The organism is Bradyrhizobium sp. 179 (genome assembly GCF_023073535.1).
Lineage (GTDB): Bacteria > Pseudomonadota > Alphaproteobacteria > Rhizobiales > Xanthobacteraceae > Bradyrhizobium.
Genome location: NZ_JADPJR010000048.1, coordinates 106,454 through 124,601, shown reverse-complemented (window position 1 = coordinate 124,601; position 18,148 = coordinate 106,454). Strand labels below are relative to the sequence as shown.

11 protein-coding genes are annotated in these 18,148 nt (G+C 58.0%); 5 read left to right on the top strand and 6 right to left on the bottom strand.

Annotated elements, in window-relative coordinates:
• Window positions 1-87: 87 nt before the first annotated feature.
• The 5 genes from IVB12_RS11200 to IVB12_RS11180 form a co-directional block, all read right to left on the bottom strand.
• Window positions 88-549 (bottom strand): hypothetical protein, encoded by a 462-nt coding sequence (locus IVB12_RS11200; RefSeq protein WP_247298821.1) that lies wholly within the window; start codon window positions 547-549, stop codon window positions 88-90.
• The gene (locus IVB12_RS11195; RefSeq protein ID WP_247298820.1) at window positions 527-1,387 is read right to left on the bottom strand and encodes a hypothetical protein; all 861 of its coding nucleotides are present in this window, start codon (window positions 1,385-1,387) and stop codon (window positions 527-529) included. Before IVB12_RS11195 ends, IVB12_RS11200 begins: the two co-directional genes overlap by 23 nt.
• Window positions 1,388-1,789: 402 nt before the next feature.
• Window positions 1,790-3,103: an HlyD family type I secretion periplasmic adaptor subunit gene (locus IVB12_RS11190; RefSeq protein ID WP_247298819.1), complete on the bottom strand. Its 1,314-nt coding sequence runs from the start codon at window positions 3,101-3,103 to the stop codon at window positions 1,790-1,792.
• Window positions 3,100-4,803, bottom strand: coding sequence for a type I secretion system permease/ATPase (locus IVB12_RS11185; protein WP_247298848.1), 1,704 nt, complete (start codon window positions 4,801-4,803; stop codon window positions 3,100-3,102). The genes IVB12_RS11190 and IVB12_RS11185 overlap by 4 nt, the downstream gene beginning before the upstream one ends.
• 1,111 nt (window positions 4,804-5,914) lie before the next feature.
• Window positions 5,915-8,746, bottom strand: coding sequence for an Ig-like domain-containing protein (locus tag IVB12_RS11180; protein WP_247298818.1), 2,832 nt, complete (start codon window positions 8,744-8,746; stop codon window positions 5,915-5,917).
• A 665-nt stretch (window positions 8,747-9,411) separates the two neighbouring features.
• Between IVB12_RS11180 and IVB12_RS11175 the strand changes: the two genes are divergently transcribed.
• The 4 genes from IVB12_RS11175 (at window position 9,412) to asnB (ending at window position 14,959) form a co-directional block, all read left to right on the top strand.
• The gene (locus IVB12_RS11175) at window positions 9,412-10,065 is read left to right on the top strand and encodes a class I SAM-dependent methyltransferase (protein WP_247298817.1); all 654 of its coding nucleotides are present in this window, start codon (window positions 9,412-9,414) and stop codon (window positions 10,063-10,065) included.
• An 855-nt stretch (window positions 10,066-10,920) separates the two neighbouring features.
• Complete coding sequence (locus IVB12_RS11170) at window positions 10,921-11,628, top strand: acyltransferase (protein WP_247298816.1); 708 nt, start codon at window positions 10,921-10,923, stop codon at window positions 11,626-11,628.
• A complete protein-coding gene (locus tag IVB12_RS11165; RefSeq protein ID WP_247298815.1) occupies window positions 11,621-12,982 on the top strand; it encodes a glycosyltransferase in 1,362 nt (453 codons plus the stop codon). The genes IVB12_RS11170 and IVB12_RS11165 overlap by 8 nt, the downstream gene beginning before the upstream one ends.
• Before the next feature lie 33 nt (window positions 12,983-13,015).
• Window positions 13,016-14,959, top strand: a complete 1,944-nt coding sequence (gene asnB / locus IVB12_RS11160; RefSeq protein ID WP_247298814.1) for an asparagine synthase (glutamine-hydrolyzing) — start codon at window positions 13,016-13,018, stop codon at window positions 14,957-14,959.
• Window positions 14,960-14,978: 19 nt separating this feature from the next.
• Here the strand turns inward: asnB and IVB12_RS11155 are convergent, their stop codons facing one another.
• Window positions 14,979-15,932, bottom strand: coding sequence for a glycosyltransferase family A protein (locus IVB12_RS11155; protein ID WP_247298813.1), 954 nt, complete (start codon window positions 15,930-15,932; stop codon window positions 14,979-14,981).
• A 716-nt stretch (window positions 15,933-16,648) separates the two neighbouring features.
• On the opposite strand from IVB12_RS11155, the gene IVB12_RS11150 reads away from it, so the two are divergent.
• Entirely contained in the window at window positions 16,649-18,073 is a 1,425-nt protein-coding gene (locus IVB12_RS11150; RefSeq protein WP_247298812.1) for an O-antigen ligase family protein, read from the top strand.
• Window positions 18,074-18,148: the final 75 nt, after the last annotated feature.

The following is an 18,148-nucleotide window of genomic DNA, read 5'->3' as shown; positions in this document are numbered from 1 at the left end:
TGGCAACGTCATCATTCTACTCCTCTTTAAAAACTCCGAATATATATAAATTAAATACCATTATTTTAAATTGCGGTCAACATGGATTTAAAGAGTCCCCCACGGAAGTCGCTCTGCAGTGCACGATGAGCTTTGCGCCACATGGAGAATGGGAGAAAGGTGCGTAGCCAACCCGAGCTCGCGCAAAAACCTCGACCAGAGATAGTCCAGGACTGTCCAGAACACCGGTTGTTCGACATAGACCCCGCCGCGAAAGACCACAAACGTGCGGTCGGCGCCTGCGGCAACATGGCGGATGAGGTCCCGATTCGACCCATCCGGCGTCAATTTTGCCACCTGCATCTGGCAGGTCGCCGTGGTCGCTCGAATAACCGGCGTGTAGTTCACGAATTCCTCGCTCACAACGACATCGAAATGGTTGCGTTCAAGAAACTTAACCAGCTCCTCTTTGAGATAGCTCGGATTATCGGCCGGAATCGCGACCTTCCAGCCAAGGCTGAGCAAGAGCACAATGGCGATGCACCACCTAAATGCGACGCAGGAGTTCACGTCTGACACCCAGCACACAAAATCCGACGATCAAGCTCAGTATCAATGTGCTGCTGACGGCTTCGCCCAACGCACCGTGGAACGTGGCGTAGTGCCACTGGCTTAATCCCATGAAGCTCATGCGGGTAACATTCACGGCTATTACTGAAATGCACGCCATGAGGCACCAAAGTGGATCATAAACAGACCTCTTGTGGCAGACCAATTGGCTCACGAGAACCCAGCACAGCAACGCAAGCGATACGTTCGCAAGCGAAGAGCAGGCTGGCAGAATCACCAGGATTCCGGAGCCATCAGCGAACTGAACGATATCACCGGTCCGGGGGGTACGTAACATCCAGCCTACAAGTGATGCATCTATCTGCAAGATTGCGCTTGCGAAGAACTGAAACAGCATTCTGCTCCAGAGCATCGGCACCGTGGTCGCCAGCAATATTAGAGCGCCGCGGCGTGACGATGGAACGTCCGTACAAGTGATCGTGTAGAAGCTGAGAAAAGTTACTGCGAGCCAGCTCAAAGGGCCTATTGGCAGAACGATCAAAACTAGAAAACCTGCCCCGAGCGCGAGCTCACGCGGACGAATTCCAATCGTGCGGTCCTGGAGAACGAGATACACCCCTACGGCGCACGATACCCAAATGATGACGCTAATCTCGAAGGTACCGAAAAATGCATCGGTCCATCCAAGCCGATTGACCGACTGAAGCATCCGTGATGCGAGGCCATTTGCGCATCCGAGGACGAAGAGGCTCGCGAAGAATTCGCCGCGTGGCAGCTCCATTAAAACTCGCGTTGTATAGCCGCGGTTAATTAATTCGCTTGAAAATGCAGTCGCCATTTAATGCCTCACGCTGCATTGAGCTTAACCGTCGGATGCTCGTACGACAACGTCGTATTTAATACGAGAAAAATACTCGATCAGGTGACTTCCAATAAGTTCAACGGAAAGGTCAGCTTTTCTGACACACCTTTTGGATAGCGGGAGTGTCGGCAATCCGGCCTGGCAGCCGTCGCTATAACCGGCCCAAGCCTGAAACGCCACCTGTCCGCTCGCCCTGAACTTGATCCGGTTGAACAACGTGTGCTGTTACGCCCGATCGGTCGTGCGCTGAGGACTCACTTCTCTGCAGCGGGCTTTGAAGCCCGCTGCTTGCGCGTTGCTAAGATGCCGGCCAGCCCACGGGGCCGGCAAAGGCAACGAACCGAACAGAGCCATCCAATAAGAGCTGCAATCTATGCGCTACCGCTCCTTGAACGCCCGCCCCGCCTGATCCTGCAGCGGCTTAAGCAGATAGGACAGCGCCGTCCGACCTGACGTCTTGATGAAGACCTCGACTGGCATGCCTGGCAGGAGCTTGGCAGAGCCGAGCTTCGCCAGCTCTTCCGGCTTCAGCAGGACGCGGCCCGTGTAGTAACTCGTGCCGGCGCGTTGATCCTGCGTGATGTCTGCCGAGACCATGCTGACCTCTCCGTCGATTTCGGGCGTGGTCTTCTGGTTGAACGCTGCGAAACGCATTGTCGCGATTTGCCCCACATAGACCTGGTCGATATCCTTCGGTGCGATCTTGACTTCGACCGCAAGCGAGTCCGCATCAGGTACGATCAGCATGATCTGCTCGCCGGGAGAGATCACCCCCCCAACCGTATGGACGCTGAGCTCGTGGACACGGCCGGATTGTGGAGCCCTGATATCGATTCGGTTCAACTGGTCAACCGCCGCAGTTTTGCGCTCGCCCAGCTCGGAGAGTTTCGAGCGCGTGTCGATCAGGTCCTTGCCGACCTCCGTCCGCAGGTCCTGATCGATCTGAATGATCTGGAGTCCGATTTCGGAGATCTTGCCCTTTGATTGAGCAATCATGCCAGCCAGCTGGCTGCGTTCGCCTTCGAGACGGGCGGCATCGCGCTCAAGGGAATTGAGCCGCGTGATCGGCACCAGATTCTTTTGCCAAAGGCTGCGCACGCCTTCCAACTCCTGGCGAATAAAATCGACCTCCTTCTGCTTGGCTTCAGTCTGACCCGTATAGCCCTTGATCTCATTTTCCAGCTGCGCGCTTTTCTCCTGCAGCTGTGCCTTTTGGCCGCTCCTCGCCTGGCGACGCAGGTCAAACAGCTTCCGCTCCGCGGTAATTGCTCGGCTCGCCTCGGACTTGTTCTCCTTGGCCCGGTCGAGCAGCACCTTAGGAAACACGACCTGCTCGGCACCATCGCGCTCGGCCTCGAGGCGAGCCTGTCGCGCGAGCAGCTCATCGATGCTGTTCGTGACGATCGTCGCATTCGCCAGCGTCTGAGTCTCGTCGAGGCGAATCAAAACGTCGCCTGCATTGACCCGATCGCCCTGGCGCACGCGCAGTTCCCCCACGATCCCGCCAGTGGCGTGCTGAACCTTCTTGACGCTCGAATCCACCACGACCACCCCTTGCGCGATTACGGCGCCCGACAATTGGCTCGTGGTCGCCCAACCACCGATCCCAAATGTCACCAGACCAAACATGATCATACCGACGATCATGTAACGCTGGATGGACTGCATCGCCGGTACCACCTCGCCGTTCATCGGCCGCCTCCTTGAGCGTCCGCGACCACCTTGAGTGGTACAGGAGTTCGCAACACTTTCTTCAGGACTTCCTCTCTCTTGCCGAAGGACTGAACCCTGCCTTCACCGAGGCACAAGACATGATCAACGCCCTCAAGCGCCTTCGGACGATGCGCGACAACAACGACAATCCCGCCACGACGGCGCACGTTCAGGATCGCCTCGGTCAGCGCCTCCTCGCCCTCGGCATCGAGATTGGAGGAGGGCTCATCGAGCACGACCAGGAAGGGTTTGCCGTAGAAGGCACGTGCGAGTCCGATACGCTGCCGCTGTCCGGCGGACAGCGCCAATCCCCCCTCGCCAATCTTCGTGCTGTAGCCGTCCGGAAGCGAAAGGATGAGATTGTGCGCGCCCGCCGCATGCGCGGCTTCCAGAACAGCGGCGGCTGTCGCCTGCGGATCGAAACGCGCAATGTTCATCGCGATGCTGCCGTCGAACAATTCGACGTCCTGAGGCAGGTAACCGATATGCTTGCCGAGGGCGTCAGAAGACCAGTGATCGAGTGCGGCGTTGTCCAGCCGTATCCGGCCTCGAATGCTGGGCCATACCCCCACCAGCGCACGCGCCAGCGTCGATTTGCCAGATCCGCTCGGCCCAATGATTCCAACCGCCTGCCCGCTCCGCAGTTGGAACGAGACTTCATTGAGGGTGGGCCTCTCCGAGTTTGGCGCGCCAACATAGAGATGCTCGACGGTGAGAGTTTCAACAGGCGGAGGCAATGCCAGCCGCTCCTCCTCGCCGGGCAGAAGCTTCAGTAAAGCATCGAGCCGTTGTCCCGATTGCCGTGCAGCGACGAACCCTTTCCAGTTCGCAATGGCCATTTCGACAGGCGCCAAGGCCCGCGCGGTGAGGATCGATCCGGCGATGATGATGCCGGCCGTCGATTCCTGGTTGATGACGAGGACTGCGCCGACGGCAAGAACCAGCGATTGCAGGATCGCTCGGAAGATCTTGGAGGCGCCCCCGAGCCCGTTTGCGACATCGCTGGCCCGCTCATGGGCCGCGAGATACTTCGCATTGACATCCCGCCAACGCAGCGCCGCCTGCTGCCGCATGCCCATGGCCTGCAGAACCTCGGCATTTCGTCGGCCCTCGAGCGCCAGTGCCGTTCGGGAGACTGCGAGGCGCGAGGACGCCTTGGCCGGCCCCCGCGTCCGGGTTTCCGTGAGCATCGTAATGCCGACAAGCACCAGCGCGCCGGCCAGCGCAGTGAGGCCGATCCAGAAGTGAAACAGAAAACAAACGCCGAGATAAATCGGCATCCAGGGCAGATCGAACAGCGCCGTCGGCCCTCCGCTCGACAGGAAGCTGCGGACCTGATCAAGATCCCGCACCGGCTGCAAGCCATCGCCATCGGCCCTGGTCTTCAAGGGCAGGCGAACGAGCGCGTCGAATATGCGAACGCCGAGCTTTTCGTCGAGATACCGGCCGACTCGGGCGCTGATCCTGCTCCTGACGAGGTCGAGCCCGCCCTGAAACAGGTAAAGCACCGCAGCCAAAACCATCAAGGCGATCAACGTCGGTATGCTGCGCCCGGGCAGCACCCGATCGTAGACCTGCAACATGAAAAACGAGCCGGTGAGCATGAGGAGATTGCTCATACCGCTGAAGGCCGCGAGAGCCCAGAATATCCGACGGCAAGACCGCAGGAAAACCGTCATCTCCGACTGCGACTCATCATAGTCACCGGTCGGCCGCGGGAGACCGGAGAACAGTCGTAGCCGCAAGACTTCGACGAGGTGCTTTGCCCAGGCGATCGGCCCTTGCGTCCGCAGTTCGGCCTCTTCCGCCCACTGTCTTGCGATTACCCCAAACCTCGTCAAACGCGAAAGTTGGATCCGATAACGGCTTGCTGGCAGAGGGATTACCCCCCACCGTTCAAAGTTTGTCATGACTCCCGCCCTTGAAAACGCGCCTTGTGTGACGATCCCCAAGAAGGTCACCAAGGCAGTCCCGAGTTTGATTTCCCTATCGTCGAGCTACTGTTACGCGAAGTAGAAGTCAGGTCGATTTACGCACCGAGCCCTGGCCAACTTGAGCGTGTCGCCTGCCGGTATCAGAGTGATATGATGGCCATCCCGCCATTTAATCTGCTCTCCCAGCTTCTTCGACACGTACTCCACTACGAAGCCGTTCGCGGAGGGCGATGTCGTGGCGACCTATATCCACTACCTCAAGGTCAATCAGCTTGGTCTCAGGTGGCGGTCGCCATGGGCTTTTTTGGGACCGGATAGGGGCCGGGCTGAGGTTTTTTTAACCAGCACATCAAGGCACGGTTCTGCAATAATCGCGCGATTTTCGTTCGATTAAATCGTCGCGAGTTTCTCTGATGTCATGCCGGACAGCGAGTCTCAACAGGCTTCTATTGCGGCACCGCCTCAGCCCACAGAAATCGTTTGCTTAAACGCCCAGCGAGCCCATCTGAGTGCGAGGCCGACTCCTATACCATATTTAACTTATTTATTTCCGCGTATAGTGGCCTTATCGCGATTGGAGTCGAACAAAACTGTCTGATCGGAGCGAAGAAAGTGTAGCGACCCGAGGCGCTCGGTTGCTTGTGGCGGCAGGTCCGAGGATGACCATCGCGCGAAGCGTCACCGGCTAAAGCCACGCGCATCGATCTGTCCGGGCGTGGATCCCGCGAATGCCGCGAAGCCGCTCACGCGTAGATCACAATAGAGGCAGCCAGAACAAAAGAAGGCGGGGACTATCCCCCGCCTTCCATGATCTGCACCGCAGATTGGTGGCTACACCGTGTCGCCGAACACGTGACTACGCGAAATGGAAGTCATGGCTGTTCAGCTTGTCGAGGTGCGTGTTCTTTAGCGTGAGCGTGTCGCTCCCCGTCGCGATGACGACGTCGTGGCCTGACTGGGCCGCGTGGGAGAGAACGCTCGCAAAGCTGTCGAACACGCCCTTGCTGAACGCGATCGTGTCGTGAGCAGGTCCGCGGGCAGCGAAGTCCTTGATGACGTCGTGGCCGAAGTTCGACGCAAACTCGAAGGTGTCCGCCCCCCTTTTGCCGACCATGATGTCATTGCCCGTGGTGCCGGTCAGCGTATTGCTGCGGCCAGTGCCGATGATCGCCTCGCCCGAGCTGGTCCCAACCACGTGGCCGGTCGTGTCGACCCGCTCCGCGGTAAAGGCGTGGCTCTTGCCCGACAGATCGGAGGTGTGGAAGCTCCACTTGCCGTTGTCGCTCGCAGTGACCGAACCGACCGACGTTGTGCCGTCAAACAGCTTGATCTGGCTGTTGGGATCGGCAGTACCCTTGATCGTCGCGGTGTGATCCCAATGCGGACGCACATTGGTGAGTTCCACGGTCGAGCTGCTGTTGCCGCCGTGCGAGCCAATTGGCGGATCAATCGGTTGCGACAAGGCGCTAGTGTTGCCGGCTGCATCGGTGGCCGAGGCGACGAACGTGTGAGATCCGGTTTTGAGGCCAGAGGTCGTCACACTGAAATGTCCATCGGCGCCTGTCGCCCCCGTGCCAAGCAGAGTCGTCCCCTCGTAGACCTTGACGGTGCTGCCCGCCTCGGCCGTTCCGATCACCGTCGCACGATGATGACTGGTCACATCGCTGAGCAGAACCGGAGCATCGGGAGCTGCGGTATCCACCGTGACATCCACCGCAGTCGATGCCTTGCTGGTGACGCCAGAAACCGTGTCCGTCGCAGTGAGGCTGTGCTTGCCGTCAGACAACGCAGCAGTCGAGTAGTGCCACGCCCCGTTCGCATCCGCCGTGACGGTGCCGAGCTGGGTCGTGCCGTCGAACACTTTGACCGTGCTGTTGGCAGCCGCAGTTCCCGCCAGGGTCAGGGTCTTGTCGTTGGTGATGTGATCACCGGCGACACCGCTGTCTGTCGAGAAAGAGGCGATTTTCGGCGCGGCTGGCGCTGTGGTGCCCGCGCCCGACGTGCCGGAGCCGGAGGTGCCCGTACCCGAGGTGCCGGTACCGGACGTGCCTGTACCCGAGGTGCCTGAACCGGACGTGCCCATACCCGGGGTAGCCGAACCGGACGTGCCCGAGCCGGTGGAGCCCGACGATCCAGAACCAATGACCGGATCCACGACCGTCGACGCAGCACTGACGTTGCCCGCAACGTCAGTGGCCTTCGCCGCCAGCGCATGTGAACCGGCCGACAACGCAGACGTCGTGACGCTCCACGCGCCACTCGAGTTGGTTGTCGCCGTCCCGACCTGCGTCGTTCCGTCATACACTTTGATCGCGCTGTTCGCTTCGGCAGTCCCCGTCACCACCACCTGATTGGCAGAGTTGGCGGTGTCGCTCGCGATCGTCGGCGCAGCTGGTGCCTTCGTGTCGACGGTGACAGCCACCGCAGCCGAGGCCGCGCTGGTCTGGCCCGACGCGTTGGTCGCGGTCGCGGTAAGCGTATGCTTGGCGTCGGTCAGGACCTTGGTGATGTAGTCCCAGGTGCCGGTCGAAGTCGCAGTCGTCGAACCGATCTGGGCCGAACCGTCGTAGATCTTGACGGTGCTACCAGCGGCAGCCGCGCCCTTGAGCTCGAGGGCATTGTCGTTCGTCACACCATCGCCCGCCACACCGCTATCAGTCGAGAACGAAGCGATGGTGGGCGCAGCCGGAGACGTCGCTGTGGACGTCGCAGGCGGAGTCGTAGACGCTGTGCCCGACAAGGTGTTGTCGGCGCTTATGACCTTGCCGCTGCGCATATCCACGTTGTTGGAGAGCGACCAGCCATCCATCGATCCGGTGTAGAACGCGCCATAGGCGCCCGACGTATCGAAAAAATTGTCGTGCGCCAACGCTGTTCCGCTAATGGGCGTGACGGCGGCATTCGAAGACGCATACTTGCTGCTGCCATGTAGCATGTATGACATGGCCGTGTCGCCCGTCGAAATCATCGTATTGTAAGCAAAGACCGGATCTACCAGCGTGCCGGAATTGGATCCATCGTTGATATCGAACTGGTAACCCTCGCCGCTCGCCGCTGAAGGCGTTTCGTAACTGGTATTGAATTCGATATCAATCTTGTTCGTGACGCCGCTACCGGTCTGTTGCAAGTAGTTCAGATGCGAGCCGGCAACCGTACCGCCGTTCTCGATTAGATTGTACTTATAGGTGAGGTCAGTGCTGCCACCGATCTCGACCGCATGCTGCGGGAAATCCTTCATCCAATTATATTGGACAACGACGTTGCCACTGCCCGAGATGAGCGCGCTGCCATCCGCACCTCCGATCAGCGTGCAGTGCTCAACCGTCAGATTTGGCGAACCAGGACCAGCATCGATCAAGCTCGTTGGCGTCGTCGCCTGGAATTTGCAATTGGTTATGACGGCATCGGGAGAATTCGTCAGGTAGACGAACGCACCGCCGTTCGTTGAGAAATCGATGCCATCAAGATGCACGCCGGCTTGACCGTCAATGCGAACCATATTGCCGCTGATCGTGATCCCAGGACCACTAAGAGTCTGCCAGTCTTTCAGCTGCGTATCAGCGGGTACGCCCACAGCGTAATCAACGCCGGCGACCTCCCAAGAGGGCCGCACGGCGTAGCCGTCCAACAGATTGGGAAGTTGCGGTGCGCCGGTGGACGCACTTAGAGAACCGTCATTCAGGGCCATGATTACCTCTTGGCTTGTGTTCCGATTGGAAGATGATCAGCCCACAGGGCTGATAGGGCATTGCAGTCTCCGAATTCACTGACGCGAGAGACAACACACGATCACTTGTTGCGCCGTGGTGCCGTCGGGCCGATTGAAAGCAGCTGTCCGCAAACGGCCGCCGAAGCTCGCATCACGTCGATGCGCATCGAATCGTTTCATATCTGTGAGTCCCTAGTCGACGCCCCCAACGGCTCGCGTTTTGGTACTCGGCGCAAGGCGATTTTTTGACCATTTATGGGCTCCGATGCGATCCTTCTTTGATTTCATCCCCAAGATTCTCACGATCAATATTGCCGTTACATCTCGCATCTAATTCGCAGCGCGAATGCACTCTCGACGCACTAAATGACACGAATTAAATATTACCCGCGCGAAATAGCGCGCTCGCATTCCGCGTTGATTCGATCGCTTTTAGATCACGCAAAGCCCCTTTACCGCTGAAGGCAAAGCGAGCCGCGTTCGAGCATATGCCTTGCGGAAACGGATAGGCGATGCCTTCTCGTTGCAGATCCCGCATCCTTTTTTACCGGGAACGATCTAGCGCCGGGAGATTCGAGATGGACCTCTGTCCCAACAAGAATTATAATCAGTGCAGTTTAATGTCTGTCGTATATTGGAATTTCATGGGCTACGCCGAACCAAACGACCTCAGCAATCGATTTCGCGTTCAACGATTTCGATTATTCGCGCCTATAGTCACTCAAGTTCTTGCCAACAAGAGAACTTGCCGGATTCTGGATATGGGCGGCACCGCAGCCTACTGGGAGCAATTCGGCAGTGATTTGGACTGGGATCGGGTTGAGGTTTGCACATTGAATCTGGATGAGTCTGAGATTGAGACAACACATCCAAAGATAATCTCGGTTGTTGGAGACGCATGCGACGCCGCGGAATTTCACGATCTCAGTTTCGACATTGTTCATTCCAACTCGGTCATTGAGCATGTTGGACGCTGGGATGACATGGCGGCAATGGCAAAGGAGATACGCCGACTCGCCCCCCGTTATTTTGTCCAGACCCCTTACTTCTGGTTCCCATTTGAACCTCACGCTCGTTTTGCATTCTTCCATTGGATGCCTGAGTCAGTGCGATATCGAATCTTGTTAAGTCGCACTTGCGGCTTCTGGAAGCAGCACACGGATGTGGGCCAAGCCACGAAGGCGGTTCAGAGTGCACTGTTGCTTGACAAACGACAGTTCCAGCATCTCTTCCCCGATGCTAGAATTGTCAGCGAACGATTCTTTGGATTTGTGAAATCGCTGATCGCCATTCGCTGAAGACACACGGATGCTTGCCGCTTTGGGCGACCTACCTGCTGCCGGCAATGCTGCGCGCTCGGCGTTGGTTAGGTCTAAGCCGGCTTCGCCTCACGCACATTCTCGGCAGTTCTAGACGTTTCATCGACAGCATTGCTGTCTTCGGCGGATATTCTGATCTGCCAGGACTTCGTACGCCCCCGAACTCAGCAGGCCCCGGGATAGTTGCCTCCATCAGCGTCGAGTTGCAGCGACGACGGCGAAGTAATTTCGCACCGTCCTTTTCGTAACGCGTTGCAACGCGTCTGAACCAATTCAGCTTTGAGAAGCAGCATTCGACCAGACCACGCTCGGCATAGAGCATATGTTGAACCAATGTTGATTGCGCGCGAGATTGTGCGCGGTGACATTTGGAGCGATCGCGGTTCGGAATGCATCGGAGCGTAGACCGTATCGGCCATCACGACCTCGGCAGAGAGCTCCTAGACGAGTAGCTGGGCTTGCGGCGGGCCGCTGGCCTGACCTGCATCAGAAAGAAACGGACCGGGACAACCCAAGCCGGGGACACCCAGATGGGTTCCTGTCATCAGACGAGCCGTGACCTGCCCTTCGGCCGAATGGCTAAGGCTAATACACACGCTCCGCGACCATTTCGCCAGCTCCAAACATTTTATTGACAGCATCGTCATGTCCAGCAATTATTTCGAACAAATAGCAGATTTAATATTTTTAGTTTTATGGGCCATTGTTCCGCGAAAACGATCTCCCGCCGGTTCCTGGCTTCGGCACTATTTCAGCCGAGTCCGCAACCTTGGGTTGCGCCAACCGTGTACACGGTATTCTGGTTGCAGGGCCGATTGCAGAATGATCCCGTAGATGCCAAACGGCGCCTGGAAGTTCAATGGCGCCCCCCCGGGACAGCCAGAGGCTGCCACGGTGCGTGAAGCTGTCCGATTGCGTCAGCAACACAGCATCGCGCACAAGATTGCAGGCGCGTGCCGTGCACTCTCGTACACGCTCCACTATGTACGTTGGCGGTTTCGGTTCGCAGAATTCGGTTGGCGCTCCCGGCTGGAAGCCCCCGATCTGCTCACCCACCCGGAGCACATCCGGATCGGCAATCATGTTCACATCCGCAAGGGCGCTAGGCTGGAAGCGATAACCAGCACAGACGCCTGCGAAGTCCCGAAGATCGAAATCGGAGATGGGACATCGGTGCACCTATACTCTCACATCGGCGCTGTCTCGCGGGTGCAGATCGGTCGAGACGTGCTCATCGCCGGCCACGTTTACATTACAGACCATGACCATGCTCTTCCCGAGCCCCGCTTGTCGACCACTCGAAACGCAGTCCTCATTGCCGCGCCAACCTGCATCGACGACCATTGCTGGTTGGGTGAAGGCTGCATGATCCTCAAAGGAGTCCATTTGGGCCAAGGATGCGTCGTCGGCGCGAACGCGGTAGTAACCAAAAGTTTCCCTCCCTATTCCGCGGTTGTGGGCATTCCGGCGCGCCTGGTAAGCCGGTATGACCAGGCCAGGAAGGAGTGGGTCGCCGTCGGTAGCGAGCAGATGCATGAGTGACGATGTGGTCGGCCTGGCAAAGACGGTCTTGGTCTTGGCCTATCATTTCCCTCCTATCGGCGGCGCTGGTGTCCAACGAACCGTCAAGTTCGTGAAGTATCTTCCCGAGTTCGGCTTCCGCCCCGTGGTCGTGACGACCGGCGACGCCAGCACCGCCCCTTCGTCGCCGCGCGACCCTTCCCTTCACCGAGAAATACCGGCTGGTACCCCCGTATACCGGACCCAAAACACTCCGGCCGCGCCCTTTGGTCACCGGATCGCTAGCATCGAGGACCGTTTGCTGGGGCTGGTGGGGCGCAGCGGCCGAAACTCAAGAGCTTGGATCGAAGCATGCACGAATGTGGGGCTGCAAGCCGGGCTCGAGAATCCGCCCGACTTGGTATATGCCTCACTCTCGCCGTTTGAGAGTTGTCCGGCGGCAGCTTTCATCGCGCAAGCCTTTGGAGTGCCATGGGTCGCCGACCTCCGCGATCCGTGGGCTCTCGACGAGATGATGGTATATTCAAGCCGCTGGCATCGCGCGGCTGAAATTCGGCGGATGCGGAGAGAATTGAGTACCGCTCGGCTCATCATCATGAACACCCCGGAGGCAACCCGCGCCTTGAAGCAAGCGATGCCGGAATTCTCGAAGAGAGCTGTCACAATTACCAACGGCTTCGATGCCGACGACTTTGCTCGTCCCCCGTCCCCCAAACTGCAGGGCCAATTCCGAATTGTTCACACTGGCCATCTGCATTCCGAGCTCGGCGCCCGCCACCGCCGCAATCGATTGGTTCGCCGATTGCTCGGCGGGCATCGACTACCCGTGGATGTAGAGACTCGCTCGCACATATACTTGTTGGCTGCGCTGGCGCGGTGGCGAAGCGAAACGCCAGACATGAGCCGACACGTTCGGCTGGTGCTGGCCGGCCCGATGACGCCTTCAGACCGATTGATCGTCGAAAGGTCCGGCGTTTCGGACCTGGTCGAGATGCCGGGCTACGTGGATCATCAGCGTTCCATCGACTTCATTCGCTCGGCGGAGATCCTGTTCCTGCCGATGCACAATCTTCCGGTGGAAGAGAAGGCACGTCTGGTTCCCGGCAAGACCTATGAATATCTCGCCGCCGGCCCCCCCATTCTCGCCGCAGTGCCGGACGGAGATGCGAGTGATCTGGTGAAGCAATCGCGCAATGGCGACGTATGCCGGCCGGATGATGTAGACGGCATGCTAGCCAGTTTGCGTGCGCGCTACGAGTCCTGGCTTGTCGGCAAGCAGCAGCTGCCGACGAATCCCGATTTTTGCAGTCGTTTCGAACGCCGTGAATTGACGCGCGCGCTTGCAGCGAATTTTGAGTGCATTCTACCCCGCTGATATCTCCAATTATGAATTGATGGAGCGCTGAGCATGTGCGGAATCGCCGGAGTATGTTGGCGGAGGCCTCGACCTTCAGGCAGCCCGAACGTGGCTTCCCGTATGGCCGACGCGCTGTCCCACAGGGGGCCCGACTCGGCAGGCAGTTATGAGGCGCCCTTCGCAGAGATCGGATTCCGTCGCCTTGCCATCATTGACCTATCCACCGGAGATCAGCCGCTCTCCAACGAGGACGGCTCCATACAGTGCTTCCTCAATGGCGAAATCTACAATTATAAGGACTTGCGCGACAGGCTACGAAAACTGGGTCATACGTTTTGGACCACCTCTGATACTGAAGTTCTCCCGCATCTCTACGAAGAGTATGGCACCGACATGTTCTCGATGCTCAATGGCATGTTTGCCGTTTGCATCGTCGATCGCCGGCAACAACAAATCATACTGGCCCGCGACCAGATCGGCGTTAAGCAGATGTACTATGCAGCATCCAACGATTGTGTGGTCTTCGCCAGTGAAGTCAAAGGGATCCTTGCGTCAGGCCTCGTCACGCCCGATGTCGATCGATCCGCAGTGATGAGCTATCTCGCACTGTTCTACGTGCCGGAGCCCCGTACCCTGCTTCGTGGTATCCTCAAGATTCCGCCCGGCAGCTTCCTGCGCCTCGCGCCGGGAGTGATCCCAGAACCGGTGAATTACTATCAACCGCCAGCTCCCATCTCCCCTGACGATCGTGATCCCGAACAGGCCATAGCTGAAACGCGGAATCTCGTCGAGGACGCCGTAAGACTTCAACTGCAGGCCGACGTTCCGGTCGGGATAAGCCTGTCCGGCGGCGTTGATTCCAGCGCCCTCGCATATTTCGCATCGCTGACGAGCAGTTCACCCCCTACAGCCTTTACTGTCGATTGGCCGGGGACATTCGAGGGCGAAGTTGCGGGGGCCAGAGATCTATGCCGGCATCTCGGTCTGCCGCACCGCATCCTTCGGCCGAAGCTTTCCGACCTGATTGAGGAGCTTCCGCTGCTGGCTTGGATGTGCGACGAGCCGATTGCCGATCCCGCGATGTATTCGCAGTTCGTGATCGCGCGTGCAGCCAGAGAACATGTCAAAGTCCTGCTTACTGGCGCGGGCGGCGACGAGCTCTTCGGCGGATATTCCTCGTACGGGCTTTCGACCAGACGCAGATGGTACGTTCGCATGCCAAGACCGATACGACACGCCATGCGTCCACTTGCGCAGCTAGGCGGTCTGTCTCGCGACGAGATTGAGGCGCTGGATTTGTACTCACATTCACGGCTTCCGTGGCACACCCGTGCAATGGCGAGCATTGACTCTCCGACGCGGTCGCTTCTCGCCAATCACCTAGGTGCGTCCGCCGATGCGTTCGTGAACTTCCGACATTGGTTCAGCGAGTACCGCGAGCTCGATGCGACCTGCCAGCAAATGCTGGTCGACTTGAAAACCTACCTCCCGGACCAAGTACTTCCCATGGTCGATCGCGCAACGATGGCTGCGTCTATCGAGGCTCGTGTGCCGCTATTGGACGTGCGGCTGGTCAACCATGTGTTCTCCCTCTCGACGAGGACAAAGCTCGGTCATCCTACGGTGCCGAAGCGGCTCCTGAAATTGGCAATCGAGTCGGGAGTGCCAGCCGATACCCTGACCCGAAGGAAAGTTGGACTTCCTTCGCCTATGGCAACACTCGTCCAGAACGAGTGGAACCGTACGTTGCCCGCCGCGCTACTTCGGCCGTCGAGCTTTGTCAGAACGCTCCTTCCAACGGAATGGCTGAAAGGATTGCTTGCGACCAGAGAAATCGCGCTTTCGAACTCAAGGGTTCTGTACTCGCTACTGGTACTTGAACTTTGGCATAGATTGTTTGTCGTCGAGCGGTCGGTCGGTCGCCCAGCCGTTCGTACCGAAGAACTTCTGGACATCCCTGCACAACGATCCAGGACTCTGTCGGCGGCGTCCTGATCAATCCATCGGGCGCCGGTCAGGACGTGCGATTGGCAGCCCTGCTAATCGTCAATCCACTCGCCCCAGATCCAATGCGAGCGTCACCGCGAGCAACATCGATAACGAGCCGCTTCCACTCGCCTCCCACCACTCGCCAGAATCGCGGCCCCCATACCCGCATGAGAGAGGCATAGCATTGCAGGCGATCGGAACGATCAAGCTCGACGCGAGAAATCGCTCGCAGAACTTCCAAGAATTGTTTGGTGCGAGGCATCACGTAGCGACCTCGGTTTGTTGCATCCATCTTCTCGTCGAATTGCTCCTTCGACTGATACTGACTAAAGCTAGTTCCAACATGCACCCTGGCCTGGTAGAGGTCGCGCGGAATCCGCCAGAACTGGCCGATCATCGCGAGTTCTGCGAGTAAGACCACATCCGAGGATTCAAAGCTTCCGATGAGACCCGTTTTCGCCAACACACTCGATCGATGAAGCCCGAGAGCCGGATAGCACAGACCGGAATGCCTCAGCACCCGCTCAAGTCTTCCGCTTACCGTTTCCTCGCGGGTGTCCAGATGGTCTTCGTAGCATCCCAGAAGATGGCCGCGCTCATCGATTTGAACCGATCTCGGATAGACGAGCACGACTGAACTTGGTGCCCTATGGAGCGAATCAACACACTCCCGCAAGAAGCCAGGGCTGCACACGTCATCATGTACCAGCCATTTGAAATAGTCGCATTCGGAGAGATGGAACACCCGCCGGAAATTCGGCGCAATGCCGATATTGGCTTCATTCCGAAAGTAGCGAACCCTTGAGTCGTGCCGAGCATATTCCTGGCAGATATCCGCCGTACCATCGGTCGAAGCGTTATCGGAGATCACCAGTTGGAAATTCTCGAAATCCTGGCTGAGGGCGCTATCGAGCGCCTCGCGCAGGTATCGCTCACCGTTGAATACAGGCAATCCCAAAGCTACGCGTGGCTTTCGCACTCATACTCTCCATGTGCCCGATGACTCCGCATAAGCATACTACCGATACCACTTAGGACGAGTATTCAAGAGCTGAGCGGTGGGGCCTTAGCTCTCGCCCACCGTCCTCGCGCGGATATTCTCCGCCCCCATGTGTCGCCCCCGGCTTCGAGTAGATCGACGCCGGCAATCGCGATAGGATGGCCCAAGACGGGATCCCGCTCAGCAGCCAAACATCGTATGCAGCAAATGCCTTACTTTCAACGGCACCGGCGGTCCGATCTATCCTGTCCTCGGCCTCGGCGCTCGGCTGCCGCTCATGGCGAGACACAATTACTACCGTGGGCGCGCCGATCGCGACCCGAGATCGAATTCGCAAACGCTTGATCCCGGCGACTCCTATGTCCCGCCGGACCTGAGGACTCTGTTGCTGGCGCGCAGTCCTTGAGCTCGGCAACCAAGCACGCCAGAGTATGGTACCTGCCGGCACCTGGGCGGGGCAGCCCCGTCCCAAAACGCTCCGTGAGTCTCAGGGAATGCCCACGTTATTGACTCGGCCTCATGTCCCTTTTTATTAAGTTAATAATATTAATGTTTGATATATAATAAAAACCAATATATATTGTGAACGCCGCCTTATGTTTAGACCGAATGTATGAGCATGTCCGCCCGGAGTCTGGAAAACCATTCTTGAGCGGGCGCATGCCCCTCGTCATTTGCATTGAGCGCTAAAGGCAATGGCTACCAGGCACCCGCAATCAAAATCTCTCCTTGTGTCTTTTAGTCCGCACGCTCAGCGACTGGAACTGAGCCGCGCCGACGCGACCGGAAGGCATTTCGGAGACGAAATCCTTCTGAAGGTACTGATCATCGCCATTTTCCTGCCAGAGGGCCTGTCATTCTTTATTGGGGATTACCGCTTCTCGCCCGCGCGGGCGTTCCTAATCATTGTCAGCCTTGTAGTGTTGGCACGGGTTTCCAGGCGGGCAAGCATGCCACGCTCAGTGTGCGTACCGTCGGACATCATGGCGCCTCTCGCAGGACTGTGGATGGTTGTTGCTGCGATAGCAACCGACGGGATCACTTCGGGTTTCAAAGGTGGAATCGCGCAGGCGCTTGAATTTTCCGGCACCTATTATGCCTTTCGATATCTGCTTGGTCCTATCGATAGCTCGGTACGGCTGGCGGCATTTCTGAGTAAGATAATCGTGCTTGTTGTCTTGATTGCGCTCTTAGACCCCCTTAGCGGCCAATTGTTCACGTACGAGTTTGTCAAAGGGCTCACTGGCTACGTGAAAATGGCTTACGAGACAGCCAAGGCTAGCCACAGCGAGGCGATTTACAGGGATGGCCTCGTCCGCGCGATGGGTCCACTGGAGCACTCGATATTGTTCGGGACCGTTTGCGCTTGGTTTGGTGCTCTGGCGCTGTTTACATTTCCGGGTCGGCTGCTCCGTTGGACCGTCCCAACTGTCGCAATTGTCGGCCTCTGGTTTTCGCAGTCACGAGGGCCGCTGCTAGGTCTCGTCATCGCATGCGCTCTGGCGGCCCTCTATGCTGCCACAAGGCAGTTTGGCGCTAGGTGGAAAGTTCTCGGTCTGCTCGTCGCTTTCGCGGTCACCGCAATCTTCCTCTTCTCCGGAAGTCCGATTGCCACGCTGATGACAGTCGGAGGACTGAGTCCCGAGGCCGCCTGGTACCGACAGGCAGTCTGGAATGCCGCATTACCATTGGTATGGGGCTCCCCGCTTTTCGGCATCGGTTTGACCGAAGATTGGGATTGGCAAGTCAATGGTGCGTTGATCGGAACGAGCGTGGACGCTTTTTGGCTCAGGACCGCGATGATGTTCGGGATTCCTGGCACCTTATTCATCTTCCTGACAATGGCAGGGGCATTTTGGTTAGGTCCAATCGATAACGCTGATAGCCTTTCCCGCGAAGAGCGGTTGTTGTCCGTCGCACTTGGCGTCGTCGTGACAGTTGCCACGTTTCTGGGTTTCACAGTGCACTTTTGGGGAGCTTGTTGGATTTTGCTTGGCGCTTTTCCCGGTATTCGAGCGAACCTCGCCGAATGCGCGATCGTACGTCACAGACATGCCTTCGATGAACTTGGGAAGGCTGCTCCGAACAGCTACGTCAGATCAGCACTTGTTCGCCAATGAGGTGATCTCCAGAGGGCTTTCAAGAACCGAGGACTTCGCGCGTGTGAGATCGCAAAGGCAACGCCATTCCACCAT